This is a genomic window from Lysinibacillus pakistanensis, from assembly GCF_030123245.1.
GTDB classification, from domain to species: domain Bacteria; phylum Bacillota; class Bacilli; order Bacillales_A; family Planococcaceae; genus Lysinibacillus; species Lysinibacillus pakistanensis.
Genome location: NZ_CP126101.1, coordinates 480,603 through 498,170 on the forward strand (window position 1 = coordinate 480,603; position 17,568 = coordinate 498,170).

Genomic DNA, 17,568 nt, shown 5'->3' on the forward strand with positions numbered 1-17,568 from the left:
TAAGATCTTCACATCCTGTGAAAACGCCTGAGTGACCAACATCGTGTTGGCCAAAAGACTTGGCGGATAACGTCATTACGCTGGGAGTAATTGATTATAAGTACTTATTAAAATATGAATGGTAAAGATAATGCTATAATCAGTTAAGAATAAATGAAAGTAGAGGACTAGGGCATGCCAAAAGTAATCGGTGGAATTCTTCTATTAAGTATTTATAGTGCATTAACATTTTACATAGGGTGGGGATTGAAGCAGTGGCTTGTTTCACTGGGATGGTTTCGATATCCTATACTCTATTGGCTAGTACTGTTTATTTCTGCTTTTAGCATTGTTATCGGAAGACTACACGAATCTTTAAAAACATTCTCTGTAATAGGTAATTATTGGATGTTTATTTTTGAATACGGATTATTGATTTGTTTAACGGCACATGTAGTAATTTGGTTAAGCCCCTTTAAAAATGTGCAGATAATTGGTAGTATAGCAATTGCTGTGTTGTTTGTACTAAGCATTGTTGGTTCCTATTTAGCGTATTCACCTGTAGTCCGTCATTTAGAGTTCACGATGGATAAAAAGACTAGTGAGTTAGATACGTTGAGAGTTGTTGTGGCATCGGATTTTCATTTAGGTGTTCTTTCACATAAAAGACATTTAGAGCGTTTTGTTACATTATCGAATGAGGCAAAACCAGATATTGTTTTTTTAGTTGGAGATATTGTGGATGATGATCCTAAATGGTTTGTAAATGAGGGAATGGCTGATGTGATGAAGCAGCTAACTACTACATATGGCGTGTATGGTGTACTGGGTAATCACGAATATTACGGCAAGAAAATCCCTGAGTTTGTGGAAGAGATGGAGAAAGCCCATGTGAAAATTTTACGAGATGAAACTATTCGGATCGATAATACGTTAATAGTAACTGGTCAAGAGGATTTGACTAACAAGGAAAGAAAACAACTTGATGCCTTGAAGTTAACAGATGATCTGCCATGGTTTGTAATGAATCATACACCAAATGATTTAAAAACACCTGCAGATTTTGGTGTAGACTTTCATATGTCAGGACATACACATAAAGGTCAGCTTTGGCCTAATCAGTATATAACATCTCGAGTATTTGAGCTGGATTACGGTTATAAGATGAAGGAGCAAATGCATACACTTGTTTCATCAGGTTTTGGCTTTTGGGGCCCTCCTATGAGGATAGGCAGCCGTTCAGAACTATGGGTAGTGGATATACATTTACAATAACCTATAGCAGTAGCTATTTAAGGTTCTAATCAATGATAATCAGTTATATTCAAAAAAAGGTAAGGTGACAACGTGGAAATCATAGAGTTATTAAAGGCACTTATTTTAGGCTTTGTAGAGGGTATGACAGAGTTTGCGCCTGTTTCGTCAACAGGTCATATGATTATAGTAGACGATATGTGGTTAAAAACAGAGGAATTTTTAGGGATGTATCCCGCTAATACGTTTAAAATTGTTGTACAATTAGGATCTATTTTAGCTGTCGTCGTTGTAATGTGGAAGCGAATGTTAAATCTTGTTGGACTTTATAAAATTGATGGTCAATCAACATCTGTAAAGGGACACTTCAACTTATTGCATGTAATCGTAGGGATGTTGCCAGCAGTTGTGTTAGGTTTTGCCTTTAAAGATTTTATTGATGATCATTTATTTAAAGTAGAGCATGTTATTTATGCATTAGTGGCTGGGGCACTTTTAATGATTGCTGCAGATAAGCTTGCTCCAAAAAGACCAAAAGTGGATTCGCTGGATAAAATCTCTTACGGCTTGGCATTTAAAGTAGGTCTAGTCCAATGTTTATCACTGTGGCCAGGATTCTCCCGCTCTGGTGCAACAATTTCTGGTGGTGTACTATTTGGTATGAGTCACCGTGTAGCGGCAGATTTTACTTTTATTATGGCAGTACCAATTATGGCTGGGGCTAGCCTAGTCTCTGTATTGAAAAACTGGGATACGTTATCTATGGATTATTTAGGCTTCTATGTAGTAGGCTTTGTTAGTTCATTTGTCTTTGCATTACTTTCAATTAAATTCTTTTTAGCGCTCATTTCTAAAGTGAAACTGATGCCATTTGCTATTTACCGCTTAGTATTAGCAGCTGTATTAGCCATTATTATCTTTATGTAAATTAGATAGTCACTCTTCTTTTAAAAAGATGGGTGGCTTTTTTATGTCATTTTAACCGTACTTATGTAAAAAATTTAGGATAGAATTAAAAAAGGTGACTAATACGCAGTAAAAAAGACCTCGATATTATTAAATTAAATGGGTAATTAACTCGAAAACGGACAGAATTTACCTATATATTGTAACTTTTATGGATTAGACCTTATAATAGATGCAGATGTAAACTGGATACTTGTTACTTTTAGATGATGGTTAGTAGGATAGATATAGTATGGCCAAGAACATATGCATGAGGTGGAGAGAATGTTTCATATTGGAAATAGGCCTAAGAAAAATACAATTGAAATTAGTAATGAATCAAGTATAGGGGTTATTATTCAAGATCAGGAACGTTTGTTACAAATAAATCTTATAAATCTGACTAGACAGGATTTGCGGTTGATTAGGAGTTTAAAGCCTTATATCGAACGCAATGTCGTAGAGGTAGTGGCAGCATTTTATCAAGCTGTAGAAGGTGTGCCATCCTTACTTGAGGTAATTCAAAAGCATAGCTCAAGTGAACGTTTACGCCAAACTTTACGCCATCATATTATAGAAATGTTTGAAGGGCGTATTGATGAAGCCTTTGTGGAGAAGAGAAGACGTGTGGCAAAAATGCATGTAAAGATTAATCTATACCCTAAATGGTATTTAGCTGCCTTTCAAAATCTTGAGAAATCATTAAGAAAAATAGTTTATGAGCTTCAGTTATCAAAGGGCGATGAAGAAAAATTTTGTGAAGCTATTAGTAAAATTTGTAATTTAGAGCAGCAAATAGTTTTAGAGGAATATGATAATTATGCAAATATATTGATGGAAGAGCATCGAAATAGTGTACGCGCACATGTTAAGGATATAATTGGCGGGATCTCAACACAACTAGAAACTCAATCCCAAAGCACGAACGAGACCGTTACGGAACTTATTTTTAGTGCTAAGGAAGTTAATGATTATTTGAAGGACAGTATTAAAGAAGCGAAAACAATGCAAAAAGTATCCAATGAAGGTTATTCCAAAATAGTTTTAATGAATGAGCAAACTGGAAAAATTCATCATAAGACAGTTGATATGGCAGGAATGGTAGGAGATTTAGATAAGTCTTCCTCTAAAATTAAGGATGTTGTCGAAATAGTTAAAAGTATTTCTGGTCAAACAAATTTACTTGCATTGAATTCTGCGATTGAGGCTGCGCGTGCTGGTGAGCATGGAAAAGGTTTTGCTGTTGTTGCAAATGAGGTACGAAAGCTTGCAGATCAAACCAGACATTCAGTGGAGCAAATTGCTGATCTAATAAAAATGTCTAATGGGATAACAAATCAAGTAGTCCATGCAATACAGGAGATTCAAGAGCTAGTGAATAATAGTATGGAACAAAATGCAGAATCTTTAAAAGCATTTGATGCAATATCCGGCTCAGTAGAGGGCTCTATTACCAACTTCCAAAATGTTGGACGACAAATAACAGAATTAGCTACTATTATCGAAACGATTGGTGAATCTTCTGAGGAATTAGAAAAAGTAGCCAATCGATTAGAGACAACAATAAGAGATTTTTAAATGGTAAAACTATGCATCAAGTCTTGCATAGTTTTTTATTGGTTTGGATTCGATAAAACTGCTTTTTAGAAGGATAGAACCTTTTATAGACGGATGAACATAATAGTCAGAAAGAAAGAAGACGTGAACAAATTAGCGAAGACAAGAATTGCCTAGAAAATGCGTGTACTAAGTGTTACGCTATAGGCGAATTGGGGAAATAAAAAGAGGGGTGATCGGAAAATGAAAAAGAAATTATTTATTACACGTAAGTTCCCTGTGCATATTGTGGAACCATTACAAGAATATTACGAAATCGAACAATGGGAAGAGGAAGAAGCGGTTATACCACGGGAAAAATTATTGACGGCTGTTACCGATTGCGAGGTACTGTGGGTCACTATTGAAGATCAAGTGGATGAAGAATTGTTATCGCACGCACCCAATCTTAAATTAGTAACAAACTTAGCTGTTGGCTTTAATAATATTGATGTTAAAGCAATACGCAAACGTGGCATAATGGCAACTAATACCCCTGGAGTCTTAACTAATACCACAGCAGATTTAGTATTTGGCTTATTGCTTGCAACGGCAAGAAGAATTCCGGAAAGTGAACGATATTTACGTGAGGGTAAATGGAAAAGCTGGTATCCAATGCAATTAGTAGGAAAAGACGTATCTGGCGCTACTATTGGAATTATTGGTATGGGGCGTATTGGTCAGGCGGTGGCGAGACGTGCAAAAGGCTTTGATATGAAGATTTTATATAATAATCGAAGACGTCGTCATGAGGCAGAGGAAATGTATGGATTTAAGTATGCTTCATTAGAGGAGCTATTAAAGCTATCGGATTTTGTTGTCATTATGACGCCATATAATAGTGATACTGTGGGTCTTATCGGGGCAGAGGAGCTTGCCTTAATGAAGGATGACGCAGTGTTAATCAATGCATCACGTGGGGGCATTATTGATGAAAATGCTCTCTATCATACACTGAAAAATGGTAAGCTGTGGGCAGCAGGGTTAGATGTTTTTGAGCAAGAGCCTATTGCACTAAATCATCCGTTATTAACGCTACCAAATGTTGTGGCACTTCCACATATCGGGAGTGCATCGCTCGAGACAAGAACGGCTATGTTTATGCTGAACGTGAGGGCACTTACCGCTTATGGACAGGGCAAGGCTGTTTCGAATAGAATCGATTAATGATACCTAAGTAAAATAAAAAGGAGCACATCGTAGTTAGATGTGTTCCTTTTACTTGAAAATAGGTATTATTTATTAAATAAATCAAATAAACCGCCAATTCCGCCTTCACCTTTAGATTGACCGCCACCGCCTTGTGAAATTGGGGCTGCTGCGAAGACACGACTTGCTAATCGGCTGAATGGCAATGATTGAATCCATACTTTACCGGGCCCCTTTAAAGTTGCGAAGAAGATACCTTCACCACCAAATAATGCCGTTTTTACGCCACCAACCATTTCGATATTGTAGTCCACATTAGATGTCATAGCGACTAAACATCCTGTATCTACGCGTAATACTTCACCAGGTTGTAGAGTCTTTTCATGAATAGCTCCACCTGCATGAACGAAAGCCATACCATCACCTTCGAGCTTTTGCATAATAAAGCCTTCACCACCGAAGAACCCTACACCAATTTTTTTCTGGAATTCGACACCAACTGAAACGCCTTTGGCAGCAGCTAAAAATGCATCCTTTTGACAAATAATTTTTCCGTTTAATTGACTTAAATCCATTGGGATGATTTTTCCTGGATACGGAGAAGCGAAATAAACATGACGTTTGCCTGAACCAGCATTCGTAAATGTTGTCATAAATAAGCTTTCACCAGTAATAAGTCGTTTACCTGCACCGAGTAGTTTTCCCATAATGCCACTATTTTGGCTTCCTTTTGAGCCATCACCGAAAATTGTTTCCATATGGATTGCATCATCCATCATCATTAATGCTCCTGCTTCAGCTACTACTGTTTCTTGAGGGTCAAGCTCAACTTCTACGTATTGCATGTCGTCGCCAAAAATTTGGTAGTCAATTTCATGATTATTCATAATAGGATTCCTCCAAAAGTAATTTTGTTGTTACTGTATACGATTATAAGGGACATTAGTTTCATTGCAAAATTAATTATTTTAGAAAAAAAGGGAATAACATAGAAAATGTCGAATATAAAAAACTAGAATGTGTATTATTTATTTTCATTTAGTCAAGTGCCTAAGTGATTGTTAATATAATGATTACAAAAGGTACCTTCTGTGAAAGGTTTAGCAATGTCTTTTCTACGGAAGTTAAGCTAAAGGAAAATAAGGCCTCTGGCGGTTGTCACCGATGTTGCTAAGTGGGAGAGATGTTTGGTGAAAATTCGGAATTTTGACATATTTAATATTGATTAAATAGAGTGATAGATAATACCTGCATGCGATGTAACGATTTAGCAACGTAGCCGAGGCATCTAGATTACTTCAGGGGGTGTGAGTATTGGAAATCAAAAACTTTATCGGTGGTGAATGGGTAACACATTCCCATTTACAAAGTATAGCAGTGACTAACCCTGCGAATGGAGAGGAGCTAGCAACTATTCCGCGTTCCACAGTAAATGAGGTAAATGAAGCGGTAGCGTTTGCTAAGCAGGCACAAAAAAGTTGGGCATTAGTACCCGCGCCTAAACGTGCTGATTATTTATATGCAATCGGTCAAAAAATGAAAGAGAAGAAGGAATATTTGGCGACCGTTTTAACGAAAGAGATGGGAAAGGTAATTGAAGAGGCTAGAGGTGAGGTACAAGAAGGGATAGATATGGCTTATTATATGGCTGGTGAGGGTCGAAGATTGTTTGGGGAAACAACACCGTCTGAACTTGCTAATAAATTTGCAATGAGTGTCCGGGCACCTATAGGGGTCGTCGGCTTAATTACTCCTTGGAATTTCCCGGTGGCAATAGCAACATGGAAATCATTCCCTGCCATTGTTGCGGGCAATACATTTATTTGGAAGCCCTCCAATGAGACACCGATGATGGCCTATGAAATGGGTAAAATTTTTGAAGAAATCGGTCTACCGAACGGGGTAGCAAATATTGTATTTGGCAGTGGCCCAACAGTAGGAACAGCCTTAATTGAGCATCCAGATGTTAAGGTCATTTCATTTACTGGCTCAACAACTACAGGAAGTAAAGTAGCGGAGCTGGGAGGAAGGCATCTGAAAAAGATTTCACTAGAGATGGGTGGGAAAAATGCAGTAATTGTTATGGACGATGCTGATTTACAGCTGGCTACAGAAGGGATTTTATGGAGTGCATTTGGCACAGCTGGTCAAAGATGTACAGCATGTAGTCGAGTGATTGTGCATAAAGATGTAAGAGAAGAACTAGAAAAACGTCTATTGGACGAAATGCAAAAGTTAACAATTGGGAACGGCCTAGATGAGCAGGTAAAAATAGGACCAGTAATTAATAAAGCAGCATTAGAAAAAATCAATCACTATGTGCAAATCGGTAAACAAGAAGGAGCGACATTGTTAGCAGGTGGCAGAATATTAAACGAAACACCCTATGATAAAGGATTTTATTATGAGCCAACACTGTTTACTAATGTTAAGCCAAACATGATTATTGCACAGGAGGAAATCTTTGGTCCTGTCGTTTCAATAATCGAAGTAGCAAGTTTAGAGGAAGCGATCGAAGTAAACAATAGCGTGAAATTTGGCTTATCCAGCTCAATTTTCTCACAGAATGTGAATACAATTTTCCGCGCCCAGCGAGATTTAGACACAGGGATTGTTTATGTGAATGCAGGCACAACAGGGGCAGAAATCCATTTACCATTTGGGGGCACGAAAGGTACGGGGAATGGTCACCGTGACTCAGGAGTAGCTGCCTTAGATGTTTATACCGAATGGAAAAGTATTTATGTAGACTATAGCGGTAAATTACAAAGAGCACAAATCGATACAGAGTAACAGATCAACGAAAGGGGATGTTCTTGATGAAGGTTGTTGTATTAGGTGCAGGTTTAATGGGAAAAGAGGTAGCTCGTGATTTAATTAAAAATAATAGAGTAGAACGTGTAATCTTAGGGGACATAGATGTAGAGGTGGCACAGGATTTTGTGAACACGTTAAACACAGATAAGGTTGAGGTAGTGGAGCTTCATGCAGAGAACGATGAATCTTTAATGGATGTCATATCTAAAGGCGATGTGGTCGTAAATGCTCTTTTCTATTCCTTTAATGAACGTGTAGCAAGAGCAGCAATTGAGGCTGGCGTACATTCCGTGGATTTAGGTGGACATATCGGTGGGGTAACGGAAAAAATTTTAGATCTTCATGAAGACGCAAAAGCTAAAGGCGTAACAATTATTCCTGATCTGGGCGTTGCTCCTGGAATGGTCAATATCTTAGCGGGCTATGGTGCATCAAAATTAGATGAAGTCGAATCTATTAAGCTATTTGTAGGAGGTATTCCAACAGAGCCGAAGCCACCTCTTCATTACACGCGAGTATTTTCTTTAGATGGGGTTTTTGATCATTATACAGAGCCTTCAAAAGCCATTCAAAAAGGAAAACTCAAGGAAGTTCCATCTCTATCAGGTGTTGAACCTATTTATTTTGACGATTTTGGTGTGCTAGAGGCATTTTATACATCAGGTGGAATTTCCACGCTGTATAAGACATTCCCAAATGTCCGCACATTAGAGTACAAAACAATTCGTTATAAGGGGCACGCAGAGAAATTTAAGCTGTTAGCTGATTTAGGATTCCTTGATTCTACAAATAAGGTAGAGGTAGATAATCAAGAAGTGCCTGTTCGAGCAGTTGTGCGAGAGGCACTTAAAAAGAAGCTTGAGCTTGGTACAAAACCGGATGCTGTACTGCTGCGCGTCATTGTTGCTGGGGAAAAGGCTCAGCAGCAAGTAACATACGAGTACGAGATGGTCGTTAGAAAAGATATGACAATAAATGAAACAGCTATGGCTCGTGCAACGGCTAATACAATTTCTGTAGTTGCGCAAATGATTGGTGAAGGGACAATTACAAAGCGCGGTGTATTTGCGCCTGAATCAATTGTTCCAGGAGATACGTATATAGAAGAGATGGCAAAACGGGGTGTTGTCATAAAAGAGACATCCCATAAATCTGCAATGATTGTGAAATGGTAGGTGTCAACCATGAATTTTGACTTTACCACTGAGCAGGAGCTACTACGAAAAACCGTTCGACAATTTGTAGATGATGAAATCATGCCGAATATTGCAAAGTGGGATGCAATGGGAGGCTTTGATGCAAAGATTTGGTCAGGACTTGCTGAGCTTGGCTTAATGGGCGTATGCGTTCCTGAAAAATACGGTGGTAGTGGTATGGATTATAATGCACTTGCTATTGTTTGTGAGGAACTCGAGCGAGGAGATACGGCATTCCGAACAGCAGTTTCAGTTCATACGGGCTTGAATAGTATGACCTTAATGCAATGGGGGACAGAGGAGCAGAAGCAACAATACCTTGTTCCACAGGCAAAGGGTGTTCGAATTGGGGCATTTGGTCTAACAGAGCCTGGAGCTGGTTCAGATGTAGCGGCCATGACTACGACTGCTGTACGAGATGGAGATTTTTATGTTATAAATGGGCAAAAAACATGGATCTCCTTATGTGATATAGCTGATCATTTTATTGTTTTTGCCTATACAGATAAATCGAAGAAACATCACGGTATTAGTGCATTTATTATAGAGCAATCAATTGCTGGCTTTACCTCAAAGGCTATTAAGGGGAAATACGGTATTCGTGCTGGTAATACTGGTGAGCTCTTTTTTGAAGATTTACGTGTACCAGTAGAGAATCGACTAGGAGAAGAGGGCGAGGGCTTTAAAATTGCCATGTCTGCTCTTGATAATGGTCGTTTCACCGTAGCTGCTGGTGCTGTGGGACTCATTCAAGCATGCCTTGAGGCAAGTGTGAAATATTGTCATGAACGTGAAACATTTGGCAAGCCTATTGGTGAACATCAGCTAGTAGGACAAATGATTGCCAACATGGAGGCAGGCTATCAAATGAGTCGTCTACTTGTCTATCGTGTTGGTGAACTAAAAAACAAAGGTGTTCGAAATACGAGAGAGACGTCTCTTGCAAAATGGCAGGCCTGTGATTTTGCTAACAAAGCAGCAGATGACGCAGTGCAAATTCATGGTGCCTATGGTTATTCAGATGAATATCCAGTTGCGCGTTATTTGCGTAACTCTAAAGCACCTGTTATTTATGAAGGCACACGTGAAATTCATACTATTATGCAGGCTGATTATGTATTAGGGAGACGTCAGGATAAACCTTTAGGTAAAATGCTACCACCCTGGCCTTTTAATGAATAAACGAGAGGAGAGTGTTCCTCTCGTTTTTCTTATGGAGTAATATACGATTAAAAAAATTTCTGAAAAATGTAACTTTCCAACTTTACAGCAGTCTAATTGATAAACATATGAAAGAGAGGAAAAAAGATGAAAAACAAATGGATAGCAATTATGGTTATTGCCGTACTCGCCATTTTACCTGGGATCATTACGTTGACGATGGCCCCAACCGTTGAAGCAAAAGCAGCTAATGTTAGTATGGCCACTAAAAGCTGGCAAGCAACTTTTACGAAAGCCTTGAAAGATAGCAAGATAACAGAAGAAACTGTTTACGTTACAAATAGCAAGGATCAAAAAGTAGAAGCAACTATCACACTAGGAGAAGATAAAAAGACATTAATTGTTAGTGATTTAGCACCTGGTAATTATAAATTACATGTTCAGAAGGATGCTTTTGTTCTTGGTGGACCGAAAGCAGCATCACAAGTAATTTCTTTTACCATTATTGAAAAGCTTGAAGCAGTAAAATCTGAGAGAGAGTTACAGCAATATTTTGACACTCTTTTAGCTAACCCAGATAAGGAAGTGAAATATGATTCAAGTAGAGAAATGGAAAGCAAGGCAGATAGCCCAAGTGTAAGCAGTAATTCCTCTATGACAAACAATCAAGTAGAGGGGGTTGAAGAAGGTGATTTAGTCGTTGTAAAGGATAGTTTTATTTATTCTGTAAAAGAACATAGTATTACAGTGGTAGATGCAACCAATCCAAAAAATTTAGCATTAGCAGCGACTCTAAAAATAGAAGATTCAAAATATATTTCAAAGCTTGCTTTATACGATCATTTGTTAATTGCAATTGGGGATAAATATTTAGAAAAAGCAGGCACGAGCATGTCAACAGCTACTTTGTATGATATTTCAAATCCTAAGAGCCCCAAATTCTTACGTGAAGTAGGGCAAGAGGGATATTTACAGGATATTCGTATTACCAATGACACATTATATTTAATTGGTAACATGTTTCCAAATTATTGGGCGCTTCGAGATAACAAAACAATTGATTTAAAGCCAAAAACATATGATAGTAGAGGAACGAAGGAATTCCAAAGCCTACCTCTCGAGAAAATATCTATTTTACCAAATACCCTGGATGGAACATATAGCTTAATAACAGCTCTAGATTTAAAAAATGGTGCAAAGGCAACTGCCAATACAAAAGGTTATTTGGGCGGTAGTAGCGGTCTGTATATGTCTGAGGATGCACTTTATCTTACAACACCAGTCTACGATGGCAGTGCAGTCGTTCCTGCTGAAAACCGCATTATGGATATGAGGATTTGGATGCCAAGAGTAACAAATACACAAATCTTTAAATGGAATGTTGATGGCACTACCATGAATTTTGTAGGTAACACGGAAGTAAAGGGAACTGTGTTAAATCAATATTCAATGGATGAGTACAAGGGTAATTTCCGTGTTGTAACAACTGAAGGGAATACGTGGGATGAAAAAAATATTTCACGTAATCATCTCTTTATTTTAGATAAAAATCTAAAAGAGCTTGGCACAGTTCAAGACTTAGCACCAGGAGAAAAAGTGTATTCAGCACGCTTCATGGGTGAAAAAGCGTATGTGGTGACATTTAAGCAAGTCGATCCGTTATTTGTGATTGATGTAGCAAATCCTAAAAAGCCAACTGTTCTCGGAGAATTGAAAATCCCAGGCTTTAGTAATTACTTGCATCCATTAGATGAAACACATTTAATCGGAATTGGCTATGATACAGAGCAACGCTATGATGCTTTTTCAAAAAGAAATTTTACAGTAACAACTAATATGAAAATGTCATTGTTTGATGTTTCAGATTTCAAAAATCCAAAAGAACAATCATCTGTAAAAATCGGTGGTAAAGGTTCTTATTCGGATGTTCAATATAATCCTAAGGCATTGTTCCGCAATAAGGAATACAATTATTTTGGCTTCCCGGTTGTCCTTTATGAGGCAGGAAAGGGCGATGAAATTGTTTACAAAGGTCAGGGAGCTCAAATCTATGAAATTACAGCAGATAAAGGAATCGTGCTAAAAGGCAATATCATTGAAGAAAGCACAGATGAGCCATATGAAAATTGGAATCAGCTTGTACAGCGTGTTGTATATATAGATGATGCACTCTATACAGTAGCTCACAATGAGGTGAAGAGCTATCAATTAAAAGACTTCCAACCGTTAGATAAGTTAATAATAAAATAAAAAAAAGTCCAATAAACTTAATTTTAGTTTATTGGACTTTTACTTTTGTTGGATACAAGCAGTACTTGAAGGATTATTTATTGTCGATATGGAAGAATCTCTGAGACTGTTACAAATTCATAGCCTTGCCCCTGTAAATAGGCAAGTACGGCATCCAGTCCATCCGCAGTTGATTGATGAATATCATGCATTAAAACAATGGCATTATTGTGTAGATTATTTTTCACATATGGTAATAGTTGCTGTGCATTACGATGCTTCCAGTCTAATGTGTCAATCGTCCATAGTACGACAGGAATTGGTATTTGCCCGTTAATAGCATCGTTTGTTGCGCCGTATGGAGGTCGAAATACAGTAGCATCTTGATTAATTGCTTTCTTTAGTTCTGCAGAAGTTGATGTGTACTGCTTCAATACCTGCTCTTGTGAAAGCTTTGTTAATACAGGATGATTCCATGTATGGTTACCTATTTCATGACCACGAGCAAGTACATCCTTAGCAATATCAGGATAATACTGTACACGACCACCAAGCATAAAGAAAGTAGCTTTTGCATGGTATTTATCAAGTGTATCTAATATTTGTTCAGTTACCTTTGGATGTGGACCATCGTCAAAAGTTAAGGCGATACGTTTCGTATTGGAATCACCTGTGTTAGTTGGCTTCGTAGGTTTTATAGTCTCCATAGCAATTTGAAAATCAGAGGCTAACAACGGGTTAATTAGCGAAAGAGGAAGCTTCACTATTGGTGCACCTGCTGCTCCACTAGCAATCTCGTACTCATCGAAATAGAATTGTAACGAATCCTCTACAATGGAGAAGCGATTGAAGTTAGACCATTTAGGCTCTGTTGCTTTTTCAAGCTCATCTGTAAAGAGATCATCCTTTAATTGAAGATTTTGCTGTAAATCTTTACGTACTTGAGCTGCCAATGTAGCTAAGTTGTTTTCATCGCCTTGCAGTAATGTTTTAATGGTAATTTGTTTGCCTGTTTCGTTATTGATGAAAAATGTCTTGGTTGATACCTCATGATTTGCCCCACCTAAGTACACCATTTTTGTTAGTACAAAGGAATAATAGTGCTCACGGTACGGGAATGTTTCTAAACTAATGTTAAGCTCGCCCATAGCCTCTTTGTTTTTATTTTTTTTCATTGATGACAAATAGGTTTCTTTTGAATCCGATATGTACTGTAAAACGGCTTCATTAAATGCTTTATTGTCAGTCTGTGGATAATGAATAGCAAAAGGTGTTTGTTTATCATTAGAAACGTCTGTTACAATACGTATACCTGGAAACGCAGAGCTTTCTGTGGATAAATTACTAGGTACTGATTCTGTCTCTTTTGAGGCACTAATTTTTTGAAACTTAAAGTCATCCTTCGATAGGATAATAACTAAAATAATAGTTGTTAATGTAATAATGAGGCCGATTAATAGAAAATCAATCATCGGGCCGCGTCTTCTTCTGCGTTCCGGCATTTTTATGGATACGCTCCTTTCCTAAATTATTTTTCTATACAATCAGACGTGTTAGCCATTGAAAAAGTTATACGAATCTACGAAGTTTTGCTATCAATTTATGGGCAATTTATTTTCATATAAAATCAATTTGCTTTAATCAGCATATTACAGCCAAAGTATAGAATTAATAATTGAAATTTCAGTTGAGTTTTTTTGGGCAGTTCGATACTATTGGCAAGGAACCTTTTGAAGGAGGCAGATAGCTGTAATGGTTTTACATGAAGCGGATAATGAATTTACGATTGACTGCTTATTGCTTGCAGGGCGTATTATGATTGAAAGTGGTGCAGAAACATACCGTGTGGAGGATACGATGCTACGCATGGCACATTCTCAAAATATGCTTGATGCGCAGTGTTATGCCACACCAACTGGGATCATTTTTTCGTTAGGCAAGACACAGCCAACGAGAATTACATCAATTTCCAATAGGATTACAGATTTACAAAAAATAGCCTTGGTAAATTCAGTATCTCGGAGACTCACATCTCACATGATAACATTAGAAGAGGCTTATGACGAGCTAAAGTCGATACAAAAAACAAATTATTTTTTACCAACCTATTTACAAGTCATAGCAGCAGCTCTTGCAAGTGGGTGTTTTCTTATTATGTTTAAGGGTGGATGGGCTGATTTCCCGATTGCTTGTTTAGCGGGAGGGCTAGGCTTTCTAGTGCTTGTTATGATAAATAATTTAACCAAAGTAAAGTTTTTCTCAGAATTTACAGCATCACTCGTTATCGGATTTGTTGCCTTCTTTGCAGTCAAGTATAGCTTCGGAACAGAGCTTGATAAAATTATCATTAGCTCTGTCATGCCTCTTGTACCAGGTATATTGATTACAAATGCAGTGCGTGATTTAATGGCAGGTCATTTTATGTCAGGGATGGCAAAGGGGGCAGAGGCCTTTCTAACAGCCTTTGCCATTGGTGCAGCAATTGCTGTCACTCTAGCATTTTAGGAGGCGCACAATAGCATATGATGGATATTATCATTCAATTAGTTGTTAGTTTCTTTGCCACTGCTGGGATTGCTGTTATTTTTAATGTACCTAGAAAAACACTACTTCATTGCGGTCTTGTTGGAGTTATTGGCTGGATCATCTATTATCTTTTAACAAAAAAAGGAATGGATGTCGTCAATGCTTCTTTCTTTGGATCATTTGTCATTGCGATAGTTGCTCATTTATATGCGCGGCGCTTTAAAATGCCGATGATTATTTTTATAGTAGGTGGGATTATCCCATTAGTGCCAGGTGGTATGGCCTATAATGCCATGAGGAACGTTGTAGAGGATGATTACTTACAAGGTCTACAGTATGGGTTAAAAGCATTTTTAATTACAGGAGCTATCGTTATGGGTCTTGTTTTTGCAGAGGTATTTATGCAATTAATATTCCGGTCGATTCGTTCAAGTAAAGCAAAATTACAAAAAGTCTATAAAAAATAAAATAAAAGGAGGCTACGTTTTAAACAACGGAGCCCCTTTTATTTTTCTATTTTACAAGCAATGCTTCAATTTCCTCTGGAGTAGCAGGCTTACTAATATAATAGCCTTGTATAGCGTCACAGCCATAAGTAATTAATAGGTCTGCTTGCTCTGCGGTTTCAACACCCTCTGCTACAACCTTAAGTTCCATTGATTTTCCAAGCTGCACCATGCCATGCATTAGCTTTTGTGTCTTCTCAGATTTTAGTAAGGAGCTTGTAAATGTTTTATCAATTTTTAATGTATCTATCGGTAAAATTTGCATGTATCTGAATGAGCCATACCCAGTACCGAAGTCATCTAGAATAAAGGAAATTCCCTCGTTCTCTAGCTTACGCATTTGCTGAGTAATGAAGCTAGCAGCCTCTGCCTCTAGGGCAAACTTTTCTGTAATTTCAATTTGAATGAGACTGGCAGGGCAGCCCGTTTTAGTTAGCTTTTCTAGAATTGATTTTGCCATATTTTTATCACGGAATTCGCGAACAGAAGAGTTTATAGATACCTTCATGTCTAGGCCAGCTTTTTTCCAAATTAACGCCTGCTCGCAAGCTTTTTCTAGCATAAAGGAACCAATATTGTTAATGAGACCAGTTTCCTCAGCAATTGGAATAAGCTCATCCGGTGCTACAACACCGATTACTTCATCCTCCCAACGGACTAATGCCTCTACAGCTGTGATTTTCCCAGAATAAACATCGATTTGGGGCTGATATAATACTTTCAAATTCTTTTGATCTAGAGCCTGAAGTAAACGTTTTTCAATTAAAGCTTTTCGATTTAATGCCTTATGAGTAGCTTTAGATAATGAGACAATTTTATCGCCGCCTGCCTCACGAACATTAGAAATAGTTGCAATAGATGCTTTCATTAGTTGAGAGAATGTTGTTTGATCTTCTGGGAATCTTGTAATACCACCGCTAATAGAAATTGGTACAGCAATATTGCTGCTATAAATTGGATGCTGTTGTAAATAGGACAGGAAACCTTGGATAAACCATTCACTTAAAGGTGTGATGACAACAAAATCATTTTCATTAATTCGTGCCATTGTACTATCTTGGAAATACATTTTTATACGGTTTGTAAATTCTACAATAAGGCTTTGATCGATTTGCTGATCATGTAGCTCTTTTAATGTATAAAATTTATCGATACTTAAATAGACAAAAGAAAAGTGTCTCTCATCCTCAATCATATTGGAAATGACTTTTTCAAGTCGATGTGCATTCATAAGGCCTGTTTCAGTATCAATATAAGCGATTTTTTCCAATTGATGTTGGATAGTCTTTGATTTCGTGATATCCTTCTCGATTAACATAAATTGTTGTTCATTTGTTTCTAGGCTAAACGTTGGGATAGCTGTTAGAAGTACCCAATAAGATTGACCCGTTTTCGTAATTTTTTCAACCTCACCTTGCCACGTATGACCATTGTTTAAATTACGCCAAATAGTGTTTGTAATCTTTTCACTTACCTCATTGTCAGGGAATAGCTGCCAAAACGTTTTGCCAATGACGCGCTTTGGAGTCCACTGACTTGTCTTTAGAAATTCTGCATTACATTCTAAAATAAAACCATCATGATCAAGTGTAACGGTCATAAATGAGTTGTCTAACCCTTGCTTTAAATTAATAAGAGTACCGCTATTTGACACAGAATTAATCATTAATTCCGGCAGCATAAATAACAGAAGAATATAAGGCTCCCCTTGCTCTATAAATGGTTTAGCTAGTAATGCTGTAGTAATCTTTTCATTTGTAAATGTGACTACTTGAACTTTATCAATATACGTACTTTCATCAGTGTGTAAAATAGCCTGAAACGTCTCGTATGATAACTCACGTAGTAGATTTTCGTTTATGAATGGAGTAGTATTTCCTTTAATATCAGTCGCTGAAATACCAAATAGTTGTTCAGCAGGTTTTCCAAAAATAATTGCTTGTCCATCTTGATTCACGACAATTGCAGGAAAAGGAAGTGAATTTAAATAATGTTCATCAATCGTAAATGATTTATGCATATGACTCATGATTATTCGATCTCCTTGGGTAATCAATATATACTAATATTATAGTTAATTATCGGGAATTAGTCATTATGAATATATTTGTAAATATTTGATGATGAAAAATATTAGGACTTTTCTAGTGAAATGCAAGAAAAGTTTTGAAGAAAAATAACATTTTTTAGTACGTATATAGGAAGCAGGA

At 37.3% G+C, this 17,568-nt stretch carries 13 protein-coding genes; 10 read left to right on the plus strand and 3 right to left on the minus strand.

Going from position 1 to position 17,568, the window contains the following annotated elements:
* The first annotated feature begins 174 nt into the window (after window positions 1-174).
* The 4 genes from QNH24_RS02405 (at window position 175) to QNH24_RS02420 (ending at window position 4,941) form a co-directional block, all read left to right on the plus strand.
* Complete coding sequence (locus QNH24_RS02405; protein WP_283870589.1) at window positions 175-1,254, plus strand: metallophosphoesterase; 1,080 nt, start codon at window positions 175-177, stop codon at window positions 1,252-1,254.
* Between the two features lie 72 nt (window positions 1,255-1,326).
* Entirely contained in the window at window positions 1,327-2,160 is an 834-nt protein-coding gene (locus QNH24_RS02410) for an undecaprenyl-diphosphate phosphatase (protein ID WP_283870590.1), read from the plus strand.
* A gap of 303 nt (window positions 2,161-2,463) precedes the next feature.
* A complete protein-coding gene (locus QNH24_RS02415; protein WP_283870591.1) occupies window positions 2,464-3,756 on the plus strand; it encodes a globin-coupled sensor protein in 1,293 nt (430 codons plus the stop codon).
* 222 nt (window positions 3,757-3,978) lie between these two features.
* Window positions 3,979-4,941, plus strand: coding sequence for a 2-hydroxyacid dehydrogenase (locus tag QNH24_RS02420; protein ID WP_283870592.1), 963 nt, complete (start codon window positions 3,979-3,981; stop codon window positions 4,939-4,941).
* A gap of 68 nt (window positions 4,942-5,009) precedes the next feature.
* Here QNH24_RS02420 and QNH24_RS02425 read toward each other — a convergent pair whose 3' ends face one another.
* Entirely contained in the window at window positions 5,010-5,810 is an 801-nt protein-coding gene (locus QNH24_RS02425; protein ID WP_054772144.1) for a TIGR00266 family protein, read from the minus strand.
* Window positions 5,811-6,237: 427 nt separating this feature from the next.
* On the opposite strand from QNH24_RS02425, the gene QNH24_RS02430 reads away from it, so the two are divergent.
* The 4 genes from QNH24_RS02430 (at window position 6,238) to QNH24_RS02445 (ending at window position 12,347) form a co-directional block, all read left to right on the plus strand.
* Entirely contained in the window at window positions 6,238-7,716 is a 1,479-nt protein-coding gene (locus QNH24_RS02430) for an aldehyde dehydrogenase family protein (protein ID WP_283870593.1), read from the plus strand.
* A 26-nt stretch (window positions 7,717-7,742) separates the two neighbouring features.
* Window positions 7,743-8,915 (plus strand): saccharopine dehydrogenase family protein, encoded by a 1,173-nt coding sequence (locus QNH24_RS02435; RefSeq protein WP_283870594.1) that lies wholly within the window; start codon window positions 7,743-7,745, stop codon window positions 8,913-8,915.
* Between the two features lie 9 nt (window positions 8,916-8,924).
* A complete protein-coding gene (locus QNH24_RS02440; RefSeq protein ID WP_283870595.1) occupies window positions 8,925-10,118 on the plus strand; it encodes an acyl-CoA dehydrogenase family protein in 1,194 nt (397 codons plus the stop codon).
* Window positions 10,119-10,244: 126 nt separating this feature from the next.
* Window positions 10,245-12,347, plus strand: coding sequence for a beta-propeller domain-containing protein (locus QNH24_RS02445; RefSeq protein WP_283870596.1), 2,103 nt, complete (start codon window positions 10,245-10,247; stop codon window positions 12,345-12,347).
* 77 nt (window positions 12,348-12,424) lie between these two features.
* Here the strand turns inward: QNH24_RS02445 and QNH24_RS02450 are convergent, their stop codons facing one another.
* Window positions 12,425-13,798 (minus strand): polysaccharide deacetylase family protein, encoded by a 1,374-nt coding sequence (locus QNH24_RS02450; RefSeq protein ID WP_283870597.1) that lies wholly within the window; start codon window positions 13,796-13,798, stop codon window positions 12,425-12,427.
* Between the two features lie 280 nt (window positions 13,799-14,078).
* Here QNH24_RS02450 and QNH24_RS02455 point away from each other — a divergent pair, with 280 nt between their 5' ends.
* Together QNH24_RS02455 and QNH24_RS02460 are read left to right on the plus strand one after the other, a co-directional pair.
* Window positions 14,079-14,831: a threonine/serine exporter family protein gene (locus tag QNH24_RS02455; RefSeq protein ID WP_283870598.1), complete on the plus strand. Its 753-nt coding sequence runs from the start codon at window positions 14,079-14,081 to the stop codon at window positions 14,829-14,831.
* A 20-nt stretch (window positions 14,832-14,851) separates the two neighbouring features.
* Window positions 14,852-15,319 carry a threonine/serine exporter family protein gene (locus QNH24_RS02460; protein WP_283872714.1) on the plus strand — a complete coding sequence of 156 codons (468 nt, stop codon included), beginning with the start codon at window positions 14,852-14,854 and terminating at the stop codon, window positions 15,317-15,319.
* Between the two features lie 46 nt (window positions 15,320-15,365).
* On the opposite strand, the gene QNH24_RS02465 is transcribed toward QNH24_RS02460, so the two are convergent.
* Entirely contained in the window at window positions 15,366-17,387 is a 2,022-nt protein-coding gene (locus tag QNH24_RS02465) for a GGDEF domain-containing phosphodiesterase (RefSeq protein WP_283870599.1), read from the minus strand.
* Window positions 17,388-17,568: the final 181 nt, after the last annotated feature.

Coding starts and splice junctions, on each gene's coding strand:
- QNH24_RS02405 (WP_283870589.1), top strand. CDS start 175: ATGCCAAAAGTAATCGGTGGAATTCTTCTATTAAGTATTTATAGTGCA.
- QNH24_RS02415 (WP_283870591.1), top strand. CDS start 2,464: ATGTTTCATATTGGAAATAGGCCTAAGAAAAATACAATTGAAATTAGT.
- QNH24_RS02420 (WP_283870592.1), top strand. CDS start 3,979: ATGAAAAAGAAATTATTTATTACACGTAAGTTCCCTGTGCATATTGTG.
- QNH24_RS02425 (WP_054772144.1), bottom strand. CDS start 5,810: ATGAATAATCATGAAATTGACTACCAAATTTTTGGCGACGACATGCAA.
- QNH24_RS02435 (WP_283870594.1), top strand. CDS start 7,743: ATGAAGGTTGTTGTATTAGGTGCAGGTTTAATGGGAAAAGAGGTAGCT.
- QNH24_RS02440 (WP_283870595.1), top strand. CDS start 8,925: ATGAATTTTGACTTTACCACTGAGCAGGAGCTACTACGAAAAACCGTT.
- QNH24_RS02445 (WP_283870596.1), top strand. CDS start 10,245: ATGAAAAACAAATGGATAGCAATTATGGTTATTGCCGTACTCGCCATT.
- QNH24_RS02450 (WP_283870597.1), bottom strand. CDS start 13,798: ATGATTGATTTTCTATTAATCGGCCTCATTATTACATTAACAACTATT.
- QNH24_RS02455 (WP_283870598.1), top strand. CDS start 14,079: ATGGTTTTACATGAAGCGGATAATGAATTTACGATTGACTGCTTATTG.
- QNH24_RS02460 (WP_283872714.1), top strand. CDS start 14,852: ATGGATATTATCATTCAATTAGTTGTTAGTTTCTTTGCCACTGCTGGG.
- QNH24_RS02465 (WP_283870599.1), bottom strand. CDS start 17,387: ATGAGTCATATGCATAAATCATTTACGATTGATGAACATTATTTAAAT.